The sequence below is a fragment of the Gluconobacter sp. OJA genome (assembly GCF_039638325.1).
Taxonomy (GTDB): Bacteria; Pseudomonadota; Alphaproteobacteria; order Acetobacterales; family Acetobacteraceae; genus Gluconobacter; species Gluconobacter cerinus.
In genome coordinates this window covers 896,893-914,809 of record NZ_JBDIWI010000001.1, presented here as the reverse complement: position 1 = coordinate 914,809, position 17,917 = coordinate 896,893, and the positions used below count along the sequence as shown (strand labels likewise).

Here is a 17,917-nt window from a genome sequence, read left to right as displayed (position 1 = left end):
GCAAGACCGTGAATCCGTCCCGCCTGTTCATCGAGCGTCCGGTTGCCACCAGCCTCCTGATGTTCGCCATCCTGCTGAGCGGACTGCTCGGCTACCACTTCCTGGCAGTCTCAGCACTGCCACAGGTTGAATATCCAACCATTACGGTCTCGACCTATTACCCGGGCGCCGGACCGGACGTGATGAGCACGTCCATTACGGCTCCGCTTGAAACGCAGCTTGGCCAGATGCCGGGCCTTGACCAGATGACGTCTCAGTCTTCTGGCGGTGCGTCGGTCATCACTCTGCGCTTTGGCCTCGACATGTCCATGGACGTGGCCGAGCAGGAAGTTCAGGCCGCCATCAACAACGCGACATCGTTGCTGCCAACGGATCTGCCAGCACCTCCGATTTATGCGAAGGTCAATCCGGCGGATACTCCGGTCCTGACACTGGGTATCACGTCGAAAACCCTGCCGCTTCCGGAAGTGGAAGATTACGTCAACACGCGTCTTGAGCAGAAGATCAGTCAGATCTCCGGCGTGGGCCTCGTCACGCTGTCTGGCGGTAATCGCAAGGCGTACCGCATTCAGGTCAACATCCCGAAGCTGACATCATACGGTATCGCGATCGACACCCTGCGGACCATCATCACAACGGTGAATGTCAACTCCCCAACGGGCACATTTGACGGCCCCAAGCGCTCTACGTCCCTGCGCATTGATGGGCAGATCAAGTCCGTCGATCAGTTGATGGACCAAATCATTGCCTATCAGAACAGCGGCCCGATCCGCGTTCGCGATGTGGCTACGGTCGTCGAAGGCGCAGAGAACACTCAGCTGGCGGCATGGTCGAACAAGACCCCTGCCCTGATCCTGAATGTTCAGCGTCAGCCCGGCGCCAACGTGATTGGCGTGGTGGACAACGTTCTGCGCATCCTGCCCCAGCTCAAGCAGGACCTGCCCCCTGGCATCGAGATCACACCACTGACAGACCGGACAACAACCATCCGTGCCTCTGTTGACGATGTCGAATACGAGCTGGGTCTGTCCATGCTGCTCGTTGTCGGCGTCATCTTCGTCTTCCTGCGCAATGTTCCTGCCACGATCATTCCCAGCCTGTCGGTACCGCTTTCGCTGGTGGGCACCATGGCGGCGATGTACCTGCTTGGGTTCTCGCTCGATAACCTGTCGCTGATGTCCCTCACCATTGCCACAGGCTTTGTGGTGGATGACGCCATCGTGGTGATCGAGAACATTGCCCGCTACGTGGAAGCTGGCGAAGACCGTTACACCGCTGCCCTGAAGGGTGCCGGCGAAATCGGCTTTACCATCATCTCGCTAACAGTTTCGCTGATCGCAGTGCTCATCCCACTGCTGTTCATGAAGGATGTCGTGGGACGCCTGTTCCACGAATTCGCCATGACGCTCTCCATCACGATCGTCATCTCGGCCATTGTGTCCATCACCCTGGTTCCAATGATGTGCGCGCGGATGCTGACGGATACGCACGCTCCGTCCAAGAGCCGTGGAATCTGGGGCCGCCTCTCCGACGGCACCGAGCGTGGCATCAATGGCATGATTGCCTTGTATGGCCGCTGGCTGGACGTGGTTCTGCGGTTCCGTGGCCTGACGCTTCTGGTCACGCTCGGAACAATTATCCTGACGGGCGCATTGGCCTACACAATCCCCAAAGGCTTCTTCCCAACGCAGGATACTGGCGTTGTGCAGGGCATTTCCGTCATGTCGCAGGCGATTTCCTTCAACGGGATGAAAGAACGTCAGGCCGCTTTGGGCGCCGAGATCCTCAAGGATCCGGATGTAGCCAGCATCTCCTCCTTTGTGGGAATTGACGGTCAGAACATGACGCTGAACGTCGGTCGTTTCCTGATCAATCTCAAGGCGCGGGACGAGCGCACCTCCGACCTGTCGACCATCCTTCAGCGTCTGGGCCAGGTCGGCCAGAATGTCATCGGAACGCAGCTGTTTGTTCAGCCGATTCAGGATCTGTCTCTGGATTCCTCGATTTCGGCCACACAATACCAGTTCATGCTTGAGAACCCGGATTACGACACCTTCAAAACCTGGGTTCCAAAAATTGTCGACGCGCTGAAACAGGAGCCTTCCCTGTCGGATGTCACGTCCGATCTGCAGGCTGAAGGTCTGGTTGCCCAGCTCTCGCTCGACCGTGCAACGGGTGCGCGTTATTCCATCACACCTCAGACGGTCGATAACCTTCTGTATGACAGTTATGGCCAGCGTCAGATCTCAACGATCTACACGCAGGCCAACCAGTACCGCGTCATTCTGGAAGCGCTTCCAGACCTTCAAAACGACCTGACATCCCTCAACCAGTTGTACCTGCCGGGGATTTCATCCGAAGCAGGCAGCAGCACCTCCGGCCCGACACGTCAGCCGACGTCCGGGTTGGTCCCGCTGAAACAGGTTACGACAATCAGTCATAGCCTTGCCCCCCTCCTCATCAGTCATTACGGCCAGTTCCCAGCCACGACGATCTCTTTCAACGTCTCGAAAGGGTATTCGCTCGGTGCGGCAACCAGTGCCATTGAACGGGTTGAGAAGCAGCTTGGCCTTCCTCCCGCATTTGAAACTGCTTTCCAGGGCACAGCCGCAGCTTTCCGCTCGTCTCTGACGAACGAAGTCTGGCTTGTTATGGCTGCGGTCATCGCGGTCTATATCGTGCTGGGTATTCTCTATGAGAGCTTCATCCACCCCATCACCATCCTGTCCACGCTGCCATCCGCTGCTATCGGCGCGCTGATTGGCCTGTACCTGTTCGGTATGGACCTCGACATCATGGGGATCATTGGCATCGTGCTGCTGATCGGCATTGTGAAAAAGAATGCCATCATGATGATCGACTTCGCACTCGAGGCCGAGCGACTGGAAGGGCACACACCGCTCGAAGCCATTCGCCAGGCAGCTCTCCTGCGTTTCCGTCCAATTCTCATGACGACACTCGCCGCCCTGTTCGGTGCCCTGCCTCTCATGCTGAGCCATGGCGTCGGCTCTGAACTGCGCCGCCCCCTCGGCGTGGCGATTGTGTGTGGCCTGATGCTGTCACAGATGCTGACCCTGTTCACCACTCCGGTCATCTATCTGTTCATGGACGGCATCGGTCGTAAGACAAGGACGCTCATGCAGCGCTATCACGCAGGCCGGGCGCAAACTCCAAGCACGCACAGCAACCCGTGAAGCTGATCCGCCTTTTCGTCATGCGGCCAGTTGGAACGATCCTTCTGGCCGTCGCGCTCCTGATCGGCGGCATCCTGGGCTATTTCAGCCTGCCCGTCGCCGATCTGCCGAACGTGGACTTCCCGGTCATCATGGTAATGGCGAACCAGCCTGGCGGTTCTCCGTCCGAGATCGCCAGCACAGTCGCTGCACCGCTGGAGCGGCATCTGGGCGCGATTTCGGGCGTTACGGAGATGACGTCTGAATCAACAGTCAATCAGACGCGCATTACTCTTCAGTTTGACCTCTCCCGCGACATCAATGGTGCCGCACGAGACGTCGAGGCTGCACTTCAGGGCGCACGCCAGGATCTTCCCTCTACTCTGCGGACAAACCCGACTTACGACAAAGCCAACTCCAACGGCCCCCCGGTTGTTGCACTGACGCTGACGTCCAGCACCCGGACGCCACAGGAGCTTTATGAGTTTGCCAGCAACGTTCTGATTCAGCAGCTCAGTCAGGTTGAGGGCGTAGGCGAAGTCGAAATCCGCGGCAGTTCCCTCCCTGCGGTTCGCGTAGAACTAAATCCCCTCCGCCTGTTCCGCTATGGCATTGGTTTCGAAGATGTTCGCGCGGCACTTGCATCAGCCAACGCTCACACGCCGAAGGGTTTCATTGACTCCCACGGCACGCGTCTCATGCTGTCCACGAACGATCAGGCCAGCAAAGCCGTTGATTATCGTGGGCTGGTCGTCGCCTATCGTGACAGCCAACCCGTCCGCCTGACAGACGTTGCGGAAGTCAATGACAGCGTTGAAGATCTACGCCAGACAGGCTTCCTCAATGGTCAGCGCGCCATCATCTGTACGGTGTTCACACAGGGCGGCGCCAACGTCATCAAGACGGTTGATGGTATTCGCAAACGCCTTCCCATTCTCCAGTCGGCAATGCCGGGCAACACCCATATCAACGTCCTGATTGACCGATCCAAGACAATCCGCGCGTCCCTGAACGATACGAAACAGACCCTCATCATAGCCGTGGTGCTGGTCGTCGTCGTTGTGCTGCTGTTCCTGCGCAGCCTGTCCGCCATTCTCATTCCAGCAATTGTCGTCCCCATTTCGATCATCGGAACGTTTGGGGTGATGTCGCTGCTGGGTTATCAGCTCGACAATATGTCTCTGATGGCCCTGACAATCTCCACAGGTTTCGTTGTGGACGATGCCATCGTCGTTCTTGAGAACATCACCCGCTACATGGAAATGGGTCATGAGCGGATGGAAGCCGCCATTCTTGGGGCCAGCGAAGTTGCCTTCACGGTTCTATCCATCACCGTGTCCCTGATTGTGGTTTTCGCTCCCATCATGTTCATGGGGGGCATTGCTGGTCGGCTATTCCACGAATTCGCGATGGTAATGGTCATTACCCTGACCATTTCCATGGTTCTGTCCCTCTCCCTCACCCCGATGCTCAGCGCACTGATCCTTACCTCTGCGCCAGCCGCCTCACAGGGTTTCTGGGGCAGAATTGGCTCCCTGCTCGAACGCATGATCGACCGCGTCGCGAAAGGCTACGAGCAATCGCTAGGATGGAGCCTCCGGCATCCGTTCCTGATCGTCATGTCTCTGCCAGCCACCCTGATTTTGGCTGGTGTTCTCTTTGTGAAAATGCCCAAGGGCTTCTTTCCCTCTGAAGACACCGGTCAGTTGATGGGGCGTCTGGTCGCCGACCAGTCCGTGTCTTTCCAGTCTCTGAAAGACATCACGGCTCACGCCATGAAGGTTGTCGCCGCAGACAGGGATGTCGCAGGCGTTATGGGCGGCGCCGGCGGGCGTTCGGCCAACTCTGCCAATCTTTTCGTTGCTCTGAAGTCTAAAGAGGAACGTAAGGACGATCTGGCTGCAACGGTGCAACGCATCAACCGGGCCTTTTCGAATGTTCCAGGTGCGCAGCTCCGTCTGATGGCCCCCGGCGCCGTCCGTATAGGTGCGCGCTCAGGTGACGCGGCCTATCAGTATTCGCTGGAAGGCCCGTCGGCCGAAGATCTCTATGAATGGACGCCGAAGATTGTCTCGGCGCTTTCAAAAATTCCTCTGCTGATGGATGTTTCATCCAACGTGGAAGAAGGCGGTCAGGCCATTGCCATTGCGATCAACCGCGATATGTCTTCCCGGTATTCCATCACGCCCCAGCTCATTGCCAACACACTTTACGATGCGTTCGGACAGCGATCAGCTTCTGTTATTTACGGAAATCTGAACCAGTATCATGTGGTGATGGAAGTCGCTCCGCGATACTGGGAAAGCCCAGAAACGCTGAAACAGATGTGGGTGAGTGCCTCTGGCGGAACAGCCGCAGGCGGAACATCTTCGAACAACCTGCGTGTTCGAGCCGACACCACAACCAGTACGCTCTCGCAAAGCGAGCAGTCCTACATTAACTCTGTGGCCAATGCTCTGGCTGGTGGAAAATCTGCTTCCAGTGGTGCCGCCGTCGCAACAAGCGTTTCCAACATGGTGCCGCTATCGGTGCTTGGATACCAGCGCGCAACAAACACGGCCTTGACGGTCAATCATGATGGGCTTTCAGTTGCAACGACCGTGTCTTTCAACCTTGCGCCAGGAGCGTCCCTCGGGCCTGCCGTGCAGGCCGTTGAAGCCGCTATGGTCAAACTGCATGTTCCACCAACCATTCACGGTGGGTTTGCTGGCAACGCCGCGGCCTTCCAGAAGTCTGTCAGTGATGAGCCCCTGCTGATCCTTGCGGCTCTTGCTGCGGTCTACATTGTTCTGGGCATGCTCTATGAGAGCCTCATTCATCCCCTGACGATCCTGTCCACGCTCCCTTCCGCTGGCGTCGGCGCCCTTCTCGCGCTTCAGCTGTTTGGGCAGGAGTTCTCACTCATGGCGATGATTGGTGTCATTCTTCTGATTGGCATCGTCAAAAAGAACGCCATCATGCTGATCGATTTTGCACTCGTGGCGCAACGTGAGGGCGCGACAGCTTTTGAGGCTATCCAACAGGCGAGTGTTCTGCGGTTCCGCCCGATCCTCATGACGTCTCTGGCCGCAGCCTTTGGTGCCGTGCCTCTCGTCTTCGGGAATGGATATGGCTGCGAACTCCGCCGCCCGCTTGGCATTGCCATTCTGGGTGGCCTGATGGTGAGCCAGCTTCTTACGCTCTACAGCACGCCCGTCGTGTTTTTATACCTTGATCGTTTCGGAAAAATGCTCGGCCGCGCCCGACATCACTTTGCCATTCTGCTTCACATCTCGCCCCGGGAAACGGAAATCTGATGACCGTCCTTCGTATGCCTTCCCTGCGTACTCTTCTGCTGGGAGCCGCAGCCCTGCCTTTCCTGAGTGGGTGCATGGTCGGACCGAATTACCATCGTCCTTCGGCAGTCATTTCTCCGCATTTCAAGGAAGTGCCTCCCCCAGCCGGCTGGAACAAGGCACGCCCGGATCTGGTGCAGATGCCCAAAGGCGACTGGTGGACTATCTTTAATGATCCGCTTCTCGATGATCTGGAAGAACGGATCGCAACGTCCAATCAGAGCCTGAAGGAATACGAAGCGCAGTATCGCAAAGCCGCTGCGACAATCGATTCCATCAAGGCAAGCCTGTACCCGACACTGAGCGGGAATTTCAGCTTCAACAGGAATTCACAGGGAAGCAGTGCTTCAAGCACGAGTGGTGGTTTCACATACACCTCGTCGCAGTCCTACACGAGCAACACCTGGGCAACTGGCCCATCTGCCAGCTGGACGGTTGATGTCTGGGGAAAGATACGTCGGCAGGTGCAGCAACAGGTCGCCGCGACGCAGGGCGACGCCGCACTGGTTGCCAGTATGCGCTTGTCCTACCAGCTGACACTGGCGCAGGACTATTTCAGCATGCGCTATCAGGACAGCCTGATCGATCTCTACACGCGCAACGTGGGTCTATACCGCGATAATCTCAAAATCCTTGAGAACCAGCTTGAGGCCGGTGTTGCAGATCCCACAAGCGTTCTTCAGGCTCGATATCTGCTGCAATCCACCGAAGCCAGCCTTGCCAATGCTCATATCGCTCGCGCGCAGTATGAGCATGCCATTGCAGTGCTGACCGGTCGTGCACCGGCAGATGTCACTATCGCTGCGGCCCTTCTGCCCAAGGAGATTCCAGCAGCGCCTGTAGCGGTTCCGTCCATGATCCTTGAACGTCGGCCAGACGTCGCTCAGGCTGAACGGAACATGGAAGCCTATAACGCAGAGATTGGATATGCGATTGGCGCCTTTTTCCCGGAAATCACGCTTTCTGCGTCTTATGGATACAGCGGCAACCCGCTCCAGCAGCTGATCCAGACAGCCACGCGCACCTGGGGCCTGGGTGCTGCTGCCACGGAAACGATCTTCCAGGGCGGCGCCCGAACAGCGGCTGTCCGCGAAGCCGAGGCAGACTACGATAATGCGGTCGCCACATATCGACAGACCGTTCTGGCCGCCATGCAGGACACGGAAGACCAGATGTCCAACCTGCACTATCTCGATCAGCAGCTAGGACTTCAGAACCAGGCCGTTGCGAGTGCCGAAGCCGCCGTACGAGTATCCATGAACGAATATCTCGCCGGCACCCAGATTTATACGACCGTCATCACGGCCCAGCAGACTGCCCTTCAATATGAAGAGAGCCAGCTGAGCATCCGTCAGCAGCAATTCAATGCGGAAGTTGCTCTGCTGACAGACCTTGGTGGCGGCTGGAACTCCAAAGACCTGCCGACAAAAGCCTCTCTCCAGACAGACAATCCGTTGCTGCCGTCATTTATCCAAAAAGACAAGAACGGACGCTGAAAAACAAAAAGGGCGGGATCTTCAAGATCCCGCCCTTTTTTATGGCCTCTTCAGGCAGAGGATGCGGCTCTTAGAGAGCGTGCAGTCCTGCAACACCGGCCAGGATCGCCAGAACGGCCAGCACCAGGAAGATAATGAAAAACAGCTTGGCGATACCTGCGGTAGCGGCAGAAATGCCCGAGAAGCCGAACACGCCAGCAATGATGGAAATAATAAAGAAAACGATAGCATAGTGCAGCATGGGACATGATCCTTGAATTATAGGTCGTGGTCATGTCGTAACGTCATGCGCCTCAGGAAGGTTTCTTTCCTGAAAAAAGAGTACGTGCGAACAACAGACCGCTGAGAAATGCGGAAAACAGCAAGAACAACGGCTGATCCACCATCAGATCAGCCACAACTGCCCGACTTTCCTTTAAGAACGAGCAAATATTTTTCTTTGCACGGGCGCAATCGACAACCCGCCCAGCTCCATCCTGCAAGGACGGCACGCTCTCATCCAGATATGACGCCAGATCCGCATCCATAGTTTTCAACTCCAAAACCATTTCATCCACGACATATAAAAACAGGGGCAGTTCGATAACGAACCACCCCTGCTCTTTTACAGCTTAACAACGAAGATGTGACAGATCGCTCTTAGTGACCGACAGTCGTGCTCACTTCGCCTCGGGCCGTGGCTTCTTCTGTGTAACGACGAGCCTCAGGAGAAATCTTGAGAGCAAGCGTCATACCTGCGGAAGCAAGGTAGATCACAGCAAATGTCCAGATCACATAGCTCATGCCCGGACCGAAAACTGCTCCACAGAACGAGACGATTGCCGGACCAACCCATGTCGAGGCACCTGCGCCGAGGCCCAGAATGGACAGAGCTGCAGCTTTTTCACGTGGGCAAATCTGCGGCATCAGGCCTGAAAGCGGCACGAAGGCAGCGACCGTTGCACCATAGAAAATGCCCGCTGCGGCAACCGCCCAGAAATTCCCCGGGTACCAGATAGGCACATAGTAAAACAGCGGAATGGCAATGAAGCCGCCGATACCACCGAAGACCGACACCACGAAACGATGTCCCAAAGTGTCAGCAATCATGCCGGAGACAAGGTTAAACAGGATGTTGCTGAGGAAGATCAGCGACAGCAGGTTGAGCCATTGTTCGAGGCTAAAGTGTAGCTGGTCCACAAAGAACGCTGGCATGATGGCAAGGAAAGCGTATTCCGAAGACGTATCGATAATACGGACAATGCCAGCAATCGTCGTTTTGGGTTCACGCCACATGATGCTGAGTGAGCCAAAGAAAATATCTTTGGTGGGCACGTGATCAGGCAGAAGGCGCTTCTTGCCTGTAGGCTCGTGCGTGAACAGCAATGCGACGAGGCCACCGATAATCACGAGACCCAGTGAGCACCAGAACGTCTTGAGTTCACCAAGATACGGGATCGTGTAGCGTGCAAACTGGGAGCCAAGTGTCGGCAGACCCGCAGAGAAAGAGAACCAGAACCATCCAGCAGCCGATCCAAGCATGGCAGCCGGGGTGGCGGCAGCAATCCACACGAGGAAACCGTATGCGAACAGCGGATAGGCAAATCCACGCAGCGCATAAAAGAGAAGGATCATAGGCCCGCTATTCGGACCCAGCCCGAACGTCAGGAAGCAGACTTCCAGAAGAGCCCACAGGATCAGGCCGATCCACATGACTTTCTTGGGGCCCATCAGATCAGACAGAGGCCCGGAAAACCAGGCGGCAATCATGACCGTGATGCCGTAAAGAGTGAAGAGTTCGTTGACGAACCCTTGGGAGTGGCCGTGGTGCAGCATGTAGGTGTCGAGATATCCGGCTTCGACACCGTCTCCCACCATGAATAAAAGCTGACCAACAAAAGCCCAGAAAAGGGCGCGTGGGATGCCAAGAATTTCCGCTAGTCCGCGTTTAGGTGCGGCTGTTTCGGACATTTTCATGCTCTCCAGGCATAGGCGCGTCACGAACCTGCTTCGACCTCATTGCCGAAACAGATATGGGAGGCGTCGTTGCGGGCCCTACGAGAGTGCTCGGACCCGTTTCTCAAAATTATGCAGGACAGCGAGGTCAACAGATTGCCGACCTTCAGGAAAAGAGACACCCTCCCCGCCCTGACGGGCGGGAGAAAAACAGCCGGTTAAGAAACCAGACGGGAATCGTCCTGCAAGAGATGTGGCAAAACTACACACTCTGCACAGCAATGTGAACCGCAGAATAAAAAAAAGGCCAGTGCATTGCTGCACCGGCCTTTTTTTCGTCTCAAAACGAGAAGCCTCAGGCGGCTTCCTGCTCTTCTGCAACTGGCTTCGGACCGCTGTCCTGGCCCTTGGCATCAACATCGCGCTCTACGAGTTCGATGACTGCCATGTCGGCATTGTCGCCGTAGCGTACGCCAGCCTTCAGAACGCGGGAGTAGCCACCGGCACGAGCCTTGTAGCGCTCTGCAACCGTGCTGAAGAGCTTGCTGACAACCGTGTCATCACGCAGCTGAGCGAATGCCTGACGACGAGCGTGCAGGTCACCGCGCTTACCGAGAGTGATCAGTTTCTCAACAACCGGGCGAAGTTCTTTCGCCTTCGGCAGAGTCGTCGTGATCTGCTCGTGCTTGATGAGTGCGACGGCCATGTTGCGGAACATGGCAGCGCGGTGAGAAGAGGTGACATTGAGCTTACGCCCGCTCACACCATGACGCATTGCTAGTTTTCCTTACCCTAAGAAGTTCTCAAAACGTCTCGTCGAGACGCTTGGCCAGATCCTCGATGTTCTCGGGCGGCCAGGCCGGGACGCTCATGCCGAGCGACAGCCCCATACCGGTGAGAACTTCCTTGATCTCGTTGAGCGATTTACGCCCGAAGTTTGGCGTACGGAGCATTTCCTGTTCAGACTTCTGCACCAGATCGCCAATGTAAACAATGTTGTCGTTCTTGAGGCAGTTGGCGCTACGCACCGAAAGCTCGAGCTCGTCAACCTTGCGAAGAAGATTGCGGTTGAACGGCAGGTCATCCTGCGGCTCTTCATGCTGGACCGGACGCGGCTCATCAAAGTTGATGAACAGCTGAAGCTGATCCTGAAGAATACGCGCAGCAAGAGCCAGACTGTCTTCCGGCGTCACAGCACCGTTCGTCTCAACCGTCAGCAGCAGCTTGTCGTAGTCAGTAACCTGACCAACGCGGGTCTGCTCGACCTTGTAAGACACGCGACGAACCGGCGAGTAGATTGCATCGATCGGAATCATACCAATCGGAGCATCTTCCGGACGGTTTGCAACAGCAGCAACGTAACCCTTGCCCATGTTGACGGTGAACTCCATTCCGAGCTTCACACCATCATCAAGAGTGCAGATCACGAGATCAGGGTTCATGATTTCAATATCATGCCCAGCCTGAATCTGTCCTGCCGTCACTTCTCCCGGACCAGTCGCCGTGAGAATCATGCGCTTCGGTCCCTCACTGTGCATACGCAGAGCGAGTTGCTTAACGTTCAGGACGATGTCCGTAACGTCTTCGCGCACACCTGGAACAGCCGAGAACTCATGCAGAACGCCATCAATCTGAATGGCTGTTACTGCAGCGCCCTGTAGTGAGGACAGAAGAATACGACGCAGCGCATTACCGAGCGTCATACCGAAACCGCGCTCCAGCGGCTCCGCCACGACTGTGGCGATGCGCGAGGCAACCGGGCCGGGCTCGACTTCAAGCTTCTCCGGCTTGATGAGGGACTGCCAGTTTTTCTGGAGAACCAAGGTCGTGGCCTTTCAAACAACGAAGCCCGCCAACAAAAATTGGCGGCACCTGGCCCGCACAAATCGTGCGGAGGGAGATGCAATCACTACACATGCCGCGCATTCTCACGAACGCGCGGCATGGCATCACTCAAACGCGACGACGCTTGCGCGGACGGCAGCCGTTATGGGGCACCGGCGTCATGTCACGGATGGACGTAATCGTGAAGCCAACAGCCTGCAGCGCGCGAAGAGCGCTTTCACGCCCCGAACCCGGGCCGGACACTTCGATCTCAAGCGTTTCCATGCCGTGCTCGCGAGCCTTGCGGCCTGCGTCTTCTGCAGCAACCTGCGCAGCGTACGGTGTGGACTTACGCGAGCCCTTGAAGCCCTGTGCGCCCGAGGAGGACCATGCAATTGCATTACCCTGCGCATCGGAGATCGTGATCATGGTGTTGTTGAACGTGGAAAGCACGTGAGCAACGCCAGAGATGATATTCTTGCGCTCTTTCTTGCGAATGCGCGGTGCTGCGGCCTTAGCCATAATAGAGGTCGTCCTAAAAGTTAGCGAGAAGCGTCAGAGTGAAGCAGTCAGGCGCGAATTAGCGCGTGACCTTCTTCTTGCCAGCAATCGCCACTGCCTTACCCTTACGGGTACGTGCGTTCGTGTGCGTACGCTGACCGCGGACCGGAAGGCCGCGACGATGACGCAGACCGCGGTAGCAGCCCAGATCCATCAGACGCTTGATGTTCATAGCGGTTTCGCGACGCAGGTCGCCTTCAACGCGGTGCTCACCGTCAATCAGTTCACGGATCTTTACGATCTCGTCATCAGACAGTTCGTTGACGCGCTTCGCATCGGGGATACCGAGCTTGCTGCAGATTGCCTGCGCGGTCGACGGGCCAATGCCGTAGACATAGCGCAGGCTGATGACCACCCGCTTGTTGGTCGGAATGTTTACGCCGGCAATACGTGCCACGCCAATTCTCCCATCGACGCGATCAATTGACCGCGTCAGCCTGTTTCATGTCCGGTCGAAACCGGATCGTTTGCATCGCAGGCATGTCAGCTCCCAGTCCGATTCCGGAACCCAGGGCCACCTTCACGCCACAGATATGTCGAGGGCGCGCAATATACCGGGCACCCCCCTTGAGTCAAATGAGAATGATCACTTCTGCGTGATCATTCTCATTTCTTCAATTTTTTGCGGTCTTTCCGATGAGTGCATCAATCTCTGCACCCACTTCGTCAACGCCCAGCATTCCATCAACATGCTTCAAACGACCAGCCTTCTCATAATAAGGAAGGATTGGTGCAGTCTGACGGCGATAGATATCAAGACGAGATCTCACCACCTCAGGATTGTCATCTGGCCGGCGTGTACCGTCTTCCGCAGTACGGCTGGCAATACGCTCGACAAGCTGATCTTCGGCAACGTCCAGAAGAATGACGGCGTCAATCTTCAACCCGTCGGTGCCCAACATGGCATCAAGTGCTTCCGCCTGGCTTTCCGTCCTTGGGAAGCCGTCCAGAATAAACCCCTGAGCGCAGTCGGGCTGCGCTATACGTCCCTGGATCATCTTTACCATGATAGGATCAGGAAGGAATTCTCCCCTTTCCATAATGGCCTTAGCCTCCTGTCCGATAGGCGTGCCAGCAGCAACTTCAGCGCGCAGCATATCTCCAGTGGAGATTTGCTTAAGGCCATACAGCTGCTCAAGACGCTTCGCCTGCGTCCCCTTACCTGCCCCAGGAGGGCCTAGAAGAATAATATTCATCGACGCTTGTTTCCTCCCGAAACGCCATTCCTGGAACCACGGCTACGCTGCTTGCGGATCAGCCCTTGATACTGATGTGCGACAAGATGGGACTGAACCTGCGTCACGGTATCGATCGTTACGGAAACGATAATGATGAGGCTCGTACCGCCAAAATAAAATGGCACGTTGTACTTGCTGATCAAAATCTGCGGCAGAAGACAAACAACAACCAGATACAGAGCACCGATTGTGGTCAGTCTCGACAGGATACGATCAAAATACGACGCCGTGCTTGCCCCGGGACGGATACCCGGAATAAAGCCCCCCTGCTTCCGCAGGTTCTCGGCCGTTTCTTCAGGATTGAATGTCACAGCCGCGTAGAAATATGAGAAAAACAGGATCATTGCGGCATAGAACAGCATGTAAAGAGGCTGTCCCTGACCAAGCTGCTGCCCGAGAACGGAAAGCCAACCCGGCATATTATGCCCATTCATGAACCCTGAAATCGTCACAGGAATCAACAACACGGAAGAGGCAAAAATGGGAGGAATTACACCTGCCGTATTGACCTTCAGCGGCATGTGGGTGGAGTCACCACCAAACATGCGATTGCCAATCTGACGCTTCGGATACTGGATCACAACGCGACGCTGCGCCTGCTCCATGAAGACGATAAAGGCAATGACGGCAATCGCCATAACCAGAAAGATCATCACGAAGATTGGCGACAAAGCTCCGGTGCGACCCAGTTCAAACAAACTAGCCAGCGCATGGGGAAGATTGGCGACAATACCCGCAAAAATAATCAGCGAAATACCGTTACCGACACCCCGTGATGTGATCTGCTCGCCAAGCCACATCAGGAACATCGTGCCACCGACCAGCGTCACGACACACGACGCAAGGAAGAAGACACCCGGCATCACCACAGCGCTCGCGCCATGAGACGTCATGTTCTCCAGCCCAACAGCGATGCCGTATGCTTGGAAAAGTGCGATGAAAACAGTGAGGTAGCGGGTATACTGGTTAAGCTTTTTGCGCCCCGCCTCACCCTCTTTCTTCATTGCTTCCATAGACGGAAGAGCAGTTGAAAGAAGCTGAATGATAATTGATGCACTGATGTACGGCATGATGTTCAGGGCGAACACAGTCATGCGTCCGAGAGCACCACCCGTGAACATGTCGAACATGCCCAGAATGCCACCCTGATGCTGTGCCAGCAGCTGACCCATGACTGTCGCATCAACACCAGGAACAGGAATGTATGTTCCGAGGCGATAAACGATAAGGGCCAAAAGCGTAAACCAGATACGCTTCTTGAGTTCAGTCGCCTTGGCAAAGGAACTCATATTGAGATTGGCGGCGAGCTGCTCTGCTGCGGAAGCCATCCACCTGTCCTTTCATGAAAACAGCGTCGCCGCACATCTGCACGGGACGCTGTTCACTATCTAACCATACCCCAGATAAATCTGGGAGAGGAGAACTCAGGCTTCAGCCTGAACTTCCTTCTTCGGTGCAAGCACCTTAACGGAGCCACCAGCCTTCTCAACAGCAGCAAGAGCTGCTGCGGAAGCGCCGTCGACTTCGATGGTTACGCCATGCGAAAGTTCACCCTTCGCAAGAAGACGAACACCATGGGTCTTGCCATTGACAAGCCCAGCAGCGCGAAGTGTTGCTTCCGTAACAGGAGCCGACTTATCCAGCTTGCCTGCTTCGATAGCCTTCGAAATCGCGCCCAGGTTCACCGGAGCATATTCCTTGCGGAAGATGTTCACGAAGCCACGCTTAGGCATACGGCGATACAGCGGAAGCTGACCACCTTCAAAGCCATTCAGCGAGACGCCTTCACGAGCCTTCTGACCCTTAACACCGCGTCCGGAGGTCTTACCCTTACCGGAACCAATGCCACGTCCTAGGCGCTTCTTGCGATAACGAGAGCCCTCGTTATCGCGCAATTCGTTGAGGTTCATTTCAACCCTCCACCTGGATGAGGTGCGCAACCTTGCGGATCATCCCACGCACAGCCGGAGTATCTTCCAGCGTACGGGTGGAACCGATACCGCGCAGACCAAGACCAACAAGGGTCTCAGCCTGGCCCGGTTTACGACCAATGACAGAAGCGATCTGCTTTACCTGAACGGTCTTACCGTTTTCAGACATTTGCAGTCTCCTCGGTCTGAGCCTGCTCGCGCTTACCGAAAAGTTCAGCGGCCTTCTTGCCACGACGCGAAGCGACGTTGCGAGGGCTGCTTGCCTTTTCAAGGGCAGCGAACGTAGCCTTGATCATGTTGTGCGGGTTACGCGTTCCGAGGCTCTTAGCGACAACGTCGTTAACACCCAGGCTCTCGAAAACTGCACGCATCGGACCACCGGCGATGATACCCGTACCGGCCTCAGCCGCACGAACAACAACCTTACCAGCGCCGTAGTGACCTGACGTATCATGATGAAGGGTACGACCCTCCTTCATTGGTACACGGATCATCGTACGCTTGGCGCGCTCGGTAGCCTTACGGATAGCTTCGGGCACTTCACGAGCTTTACCCGCACCGTAACCAACGCGTCCCTTCTGATCGCCAACGACAACCAGCGCTGCGAAAGCAAAGCGACGGCCACCCTTAACAACCTTGGCAACACGATTGATGGTTACGAGCTTGTCGACCAGATCGTCGCCCTGCTCGCGCTCACGACCACCACGGCCGCCTTCTCTTGGCTCACGTGCCATGTGTGATCCTCCTTAGAACGAGAGTCCGCCCTCACGGGCAGCCTCTGCCAGGGCCTTGACCCGGCCATGATAGACATAAGCGCCGCGATCAAACACGACGGCCGTCACGCCAGCTGCCAAGCCACGTTCCGCGATCAGCTTGCCGATCGCCGAAGCTGCGTCCACGTTAGCACCGGTGTTGCCATTGTCGCGGAGCTCTTTTTCCAGCGTAGATGCGCTGGCAAGAGTACGACCCTGTGCATCGTCGATGATCTGGGCGTGAATGTGCTTGCTGGAACGGAAGACCGACAAACGCGGCCGGCCGCCGCTCTTGCGACGAAGCTGGAAACGCAGCCGCTGACGGCGACGTTCCTGCAATCCTTGCTGCGATGCCATTACTTCTTCTTACCTTCCTTGCGACGCAGAACTTCCGTGTCATAACGAACGCCCTTGCCCTTGTATGGCTCAGGCTTGCGGAAGCTGCGAATATCGAGAGCGACCTGACCAACGCGCTGCTTGTCGTTGCCTTCAACAACAATAGCGGTCGGACGCGGCGTGGTGATCTTGATACCGGCCGGAATCGGATAAACGACATCGTGCGAGAAGCCGAGGTTCATCACCAGATTGGATCCCTGAACAGCAGCACGGAAACCCGTACCCTGAATTTCAAGACCCTTGGTGAAACCAACAGACACACCCTTGACCATATTTGCGATCAGAGCGCGCGTCGTTCCCCACATCGTCCAGTTTTCACGGGAGCGACGACCAATCGGAGCAACTGCAACTGAGTTGTCTTCGATTTTCACGTCCACGTGACGAGAAACCGGGAAGCTCAGTTCACCAAGCTTGCCTTTGGCCGTGAAGACACCGTTGGCAACTGCGACCTGCACACCTGCCGGAACTTCTACGGGATATTTACCTACGCGAGACATGCGACCCTCCTCAGAAGACGCGGCAGAGAACCTCGCCGCCAACATTGGCAGCGCGGGCCTCGACGTCCGAAAGGACGCCACGCGGGGTGGACAGGATCGACACACCAAGGCCGGCATAAACGCGCGGAAGTTCCTTGATCTTCGAATAGACACGACGGCCAGGCTTGGAGACCCTATGGATTTCCTTAATGACCGGCTGCCCTTCAACGTACTTCAGCTCAATACGGAGCTGCGATACGCCCTTACGGACTTCTTCCGTGGAAAAACCACGGATGTAACCTTCACGCTTCAGAGCCTCAAGCACGTTCGTGCGAAGCTTGGAAGCGGGCGCAACGCAGGCAGCATGACGAGCACGCTGAGCATTACGGATCCGGGTAAGCATATCACCCAGTGGATCAGACAACGACATTCGATCTATCCCTTACCAGCTCGACTTGACCATGCCAGGAATCTGGCCGGCGGACGCAAGATCACGCAGAGCAATACGGCAAAGCTCGAACTTACGGTAGTTAGCACGGGGACGACCGGTCAGCTTGCAACGAAGACGGACGCGCGTTGCGGATCCGTTACGTGGCATCTGTGCCAGCTTAAGAGTCGCTTCAAATCGGTCTTCAACCGAAAGGGAACGATCCTTGATGATGTTTTTAAGAGCGGTCCGCTTTTCCTTATCGCGCTTTGCAAGAGCAGCGCGATGGTTATTACGGTTAACCGCTGAGATCTTCGCCATCTCGAATTTTCTCCCGGAACCTGTCAGGCCTATCCCGACGGTTTTCCAATCT

Annotated in this window: 19 protein-coding genes; 3 read left to right on the top strand and 16 right to left on the bottom strand. The window is 56.1% G+C overall.

Features of this window, described 5'->3' with window-relative positions; translation table 11 throughout:
* The first annotated feature begins 8 nt into the window (after positions 1-8).
* Genes ABDK75_RS04265 through ABDK75_RS04255 form a run of 3 tightly spaced genes read left to right on the top strand, consistent with a single transcriptional unit; the run spans position 9 to position 8,004 of the window.
* A complete protein-coding gene (locus ABDK75_RS04265) occupies positions 9-3,194 on the top strand; it encodes an efflux RND transporter permease subunit (protein WP_064275032.1) in 3,186 nt (1,061 codons plus the stop codon).
* On the top strand, positions 3,191-6,469 hold the full coding sequence (locus ABDK75_RS04260) for an efflux RND transporter permease subunit (protein ID WP_086632956.1): 3,279 nt from the start codon (positions 3,191-3,193) through the stop codon (positions 6,467-6,469). Before ABDK75_RS04265 ends, ABDK75_RS04260 begins: the two co-directional genes overlap by 4 nt.
* Positions 6,469-8,004 carry an efflux transporter outer membrane subunit gene (locus ABDK75_RS04255; protein WP_339407188.1) on the top strand — a complete coding sequence of 512 codons (1,536 nt, stop codon included), beginning with the start codon at positions 6,469-6,471 and terminating at the stop codon, positions 8,002-8,004. The genes ABDK75_RS04260 and ABDK75_RS04255 overlap by 1 nt, the downstream gene beginning before the upstream one ends.
* Before the next feature lie 70 nt (positions 8,005-8,074).
* Here the strand turns inward: ABDK75_RS04255 and ABDK75_RS04250 are convergent, their stop codons facing one another.
* The 16 genes from ABDK75_RS04250 to rpsN all read right to left on the bottom strand — a co-directional run bounded on the left by ABDK75_RS04250 (position 8,075) and on the right by rpsN (position 17,865).
* Complete coding sequence (locus tag ABDK75_RS04250) at positions 8,075-8,245, bottom strand: DUF1328 domain-containing protein (RefSeq protein WP_007282750.1); 171 nt, start codon at positions 8,243-8,245, stop codon at positions 8,075-8,077.
* Between the two features lie 52 nt (positions 8,246-8,297).
* Positions 8,298-8,531, bottom strand: coding sequence for a hypothetical protein (locus ABDK75_RS04245; protein WP_346005055.1), 234 nt, complete (start codon positions 8,529-8,531; stop codon positions 8,298-8,300).
* Between the two features lie 112 nt (positions 8,532-8,643).
* Positions 8,644-9,960 (bottom strand): MFS transporter, encoded by a 1,317-nt coding sequence (locus ABDK75_RS04240; RefSeq protein WP_174694847.1) that lies wholly within the window; start codon positions 9,958-9,960, stop codon positions 8,644-8,646.
* Between the two features lie 334 nt (positions 9,961-10,294).
* Positions 10,295-10,714 (bottom strand): 50S ribosomal protein L17, encoded by a 420-nt coding sequence (rplQ, locus tag ABDK75_RS04235; protein ID WP_046901194.1) that lies wholly within the window; start codon positions 10,712-10,714, stop codon positions 10,295-10,297.
* 28 nt (positions 10,715-10,742) lie between these two features.
* Positions 10,743-11,762 carry a DNA-directed RNA polymerase subunit alpha gene (locus tag ABDK75_RS04230; RefSeq protein WP_046901193.1) on the bottom strand — a complete coding sequence of 340 codons (1,020 nt, stop codon included), beginning with the start codon at positions 11,760-11,762 and terminating at the stop codon, positions 10,743-10,745.
* 130 nt (positions 11,763-11,892) lie between these two features.
* Complete coding sequence (gene rpsK / locus ABDK75_RS04225; RefSeq protein ID WP_007282744.1) at positions 11,893-12,285, bottom strand: 30S ribosomal protein S11; 393 nt, start codon at positions 12,283-12,285, stop codon at positions 11,893-11,895.
* A 58-nt stretch (positions 12,286-12,343) separates the two neighbouring features.
* Entirely contained in the window at positions 12,344-12,721 is a 378-nt protein-coding gene (gene rpsM, locus ABDK75_RS04220) for a 30S ribosomal protein S13 (protein ID WP_046901192.1), read from the bottom strand.
* 217 nt (positions 12,722-12,938) lie between these two features.
* Entirely contained in the window at positions 12,939-13,520 is a 582-nt protein-coding gene (locus ABDK75_RS04215; RefSeq protein ID WP_099213179.1) for an adenylate kinase, read from the bottom strand.
* Positions 13,517-14,890: a preprotein translocase subunit SecY gene (secY, locus tag ABDK75_RS04210; RefSeq protein ID WP_046901190.1), complete on the bottom strand. Its 1,374-nt coding sequence runs from the start codon at positions 14,888-14,890 to the stop codon at positions 13,517-13,519. Before secY ends, ABDK75_RS04215 begins: the two co-directional genes overlap by 4 nt.
* A gap of 96 nt (positions 14,891-14,986) precedes the next feature.
* Positions 14,987-15,472 (bottom strand): 50S ribosomal protein L15, encoded by a 486-nt coding sequence (rplO, locus tag ABDK75_RS04205; protein WP_046901189.1) that lies wholly within the window; start codon positions 15,470-15,472, stop codon positions 14,987-14,989.
* Between the two features lies 1 nt (position 15,473).
* Complete coding sequence (gene rpmD / locus ABDK75_RS04200) at positions 15,474-15,662, bottom strand: 50S ribosomal protein L30 (RefSeq protein WP_046901188.1); 189 nt, start codon at positions 15,660-15,662, stop codon at positions 15,474-15,476.
* Positions 15,655-16,227 (bottom strand): 30S ribosomal protein S5, encoded by a 573-nt coding sequence (rpsE, locus tag ABDK75_RS04195; protein WP_046901187.1) that lies wholly within the window; start codon positions 16,225-16,227, stop codon positions 15,655-15,657. Before rpsE ends, rpmD begins: the two co-directional genes overlap by 8 nt.
* A gap of 12 nt (positions 16,228-16,239) precedes the next feature.
* Positions 16,240-16,602 (bottom strand): 50S ribosomal protein L18, encoded by a 363-nt coding sequence (gene rplR, locus ABDK75_RS04190; protein WP_046901186.1) that lies wholly within the window; start codon positions 16,600-16,602, stop codon positions 16,240-16,242.
* The gene (rplF, locus tag ABDK75_RS04185; RefSeq protein WP_046901185.1) at positions 16,602-17,138 is read right to left on the bottom strand and encodes a 50S ribosomal protein L6; all 537 of its coding nucleotides are present in this window, start codon (positions 17,136-17,138) and stop codon (positions 16,602-16,604) included. Before rplF ends, rplR begins: the two co-directional genes overlap by 1 nt.
* 10 nt (positions 17,139-17,148) lie before the next feature.
* Positions 17,149-17,547 carry a 30S ribosomal protein S8 gene (gene rpsH / locus ABDK75_RS04180; protein WP_010502111.1) on the bottom strand — a complete coding sequence of 133 codons (399 nt, stop codon included), beginning with the start codon at positions 17,545-17,547 and terminating at the stop codon, positions 17,149-17,151.
* 12 nt (positions 17,548-17,559) lie between these two features.
* The gene (gene rpsN / locus ABDK75_RS04175) at positions 17,560-17,865 is read right to left on the bottom strand and encodes a 30S ribosomal protein S14 (protein WP_007282734.1); all 306 of its coding nucleotides are present in this window, start codon (positions 17,863-17,865) and stop codon (positions 17,560-17,562) included.
* Positions 17,866-17,917 lie beyond the last annotated feature (52 nt).

Bases quoted from the DNA above. Each gene is read 5' to 3' on its own strand.
- rpsH (WP_010502111.1), bottom strand. From the start codon at position 17,547: ATGTCGTTGTCTGATCCACTGGGTGATATGCTTACCCGGATCCGTAAT.
- rpsE (WP_046901187.1), bottom strand. From the start codon at position 16,227: ATGGCACGTGAGCCAAGAGAAGGCGGCCGTGGTGGTCGTGAGCGCGAG.
- ABDK75_RS04215 (WP_099213179.1), bottom strand. From the start codon at position 13,520: ATGAATATTATTCTTCTAGGCCCTCCTGGGGCAGGTAAGGGGACGCAG.
- rpsK (WP_007282744.1), bottom strand. From the start codon at position 12,285: ATGGCTAAGGCCGCAGCACCGCGCATTCGCAAGAAAGAGCGCAAGAAT.
- rpmD (WP_046901188.1), bottom strand. From the start codon at position 15,662: ATGTCTGAAAACGGTAAGACCGTTCAGGTAAAGCAGATCGCTTCTGTC.
- ABDK75_RS04250 (WP_007282750.1), bottom strand. From the start codon at position 8,245: ATGCTGCACTATGCTATCGTTTTCTTTATTATTTCCATCATTGCTGGC.
- ABDK75_RS04255 (WP_339407188.1), top strand. From the start codon at position 6,469: ATGACCGTCCTTCGTATGCCTTCCCTGCGTACTCTTCTGCTGGGAGCC.
- ABDK75_RS04245 (WP_346005055.1), bottom strand. From the start codon at position 8,531: ATGGATGCGGATCTGGCGTCATATCTGGATGAGAGCGTGCCGTCCTTG.
- rplQ (WP_046901194.1), bottom strand. From the start codon at position 10,714: ATGCGTCATGGTGTGAGCGGGCGTAAGCTCAATGTCACCTCTTCTCAC.
- rplO (WP_046901189.1), bottom strand. From the start codon at position 15,472: ATGAACCTCAACGAATTGCGCGATAACGAGGGCTCTCGTTATCGCAAG.
- ABDK75_RS04240 (WP_174694847.1), bottom strand. From the start codon at position 9,960: ATGAAAATGTCCGAAACAGCCGCACCTAAACGCGGACTAGCGGAAATT.
- secY (WP_046901190.1), bottom strand. From the start codon at position 14,890: ATGGCTTCCGCAGCAGAGCAGCTCGCCGCCAATCTCAATATGAGTTCC.
- rplF (WP_046901185.1), bottom strand. From the start codon at position 17,138: ATGTCTCGCGTAGGTAAATATCCCGTAGAAGTTCCGGCAGGTGTGCAG.
- rpsN (WP_007282734.1), bottom strand. From the start codon at position 17,865: ATGGCGAAGATCTCAGCGGTTAACCGTAATAACCATCGCGCTGCTCTT.
- rplR (WP_046901186.1), bottom strand. From the start codon at position 16,602: ATGGCATCGCAGCAAGGATTGCAGGAACGTCGCCGTCAGCGGCTGCGT.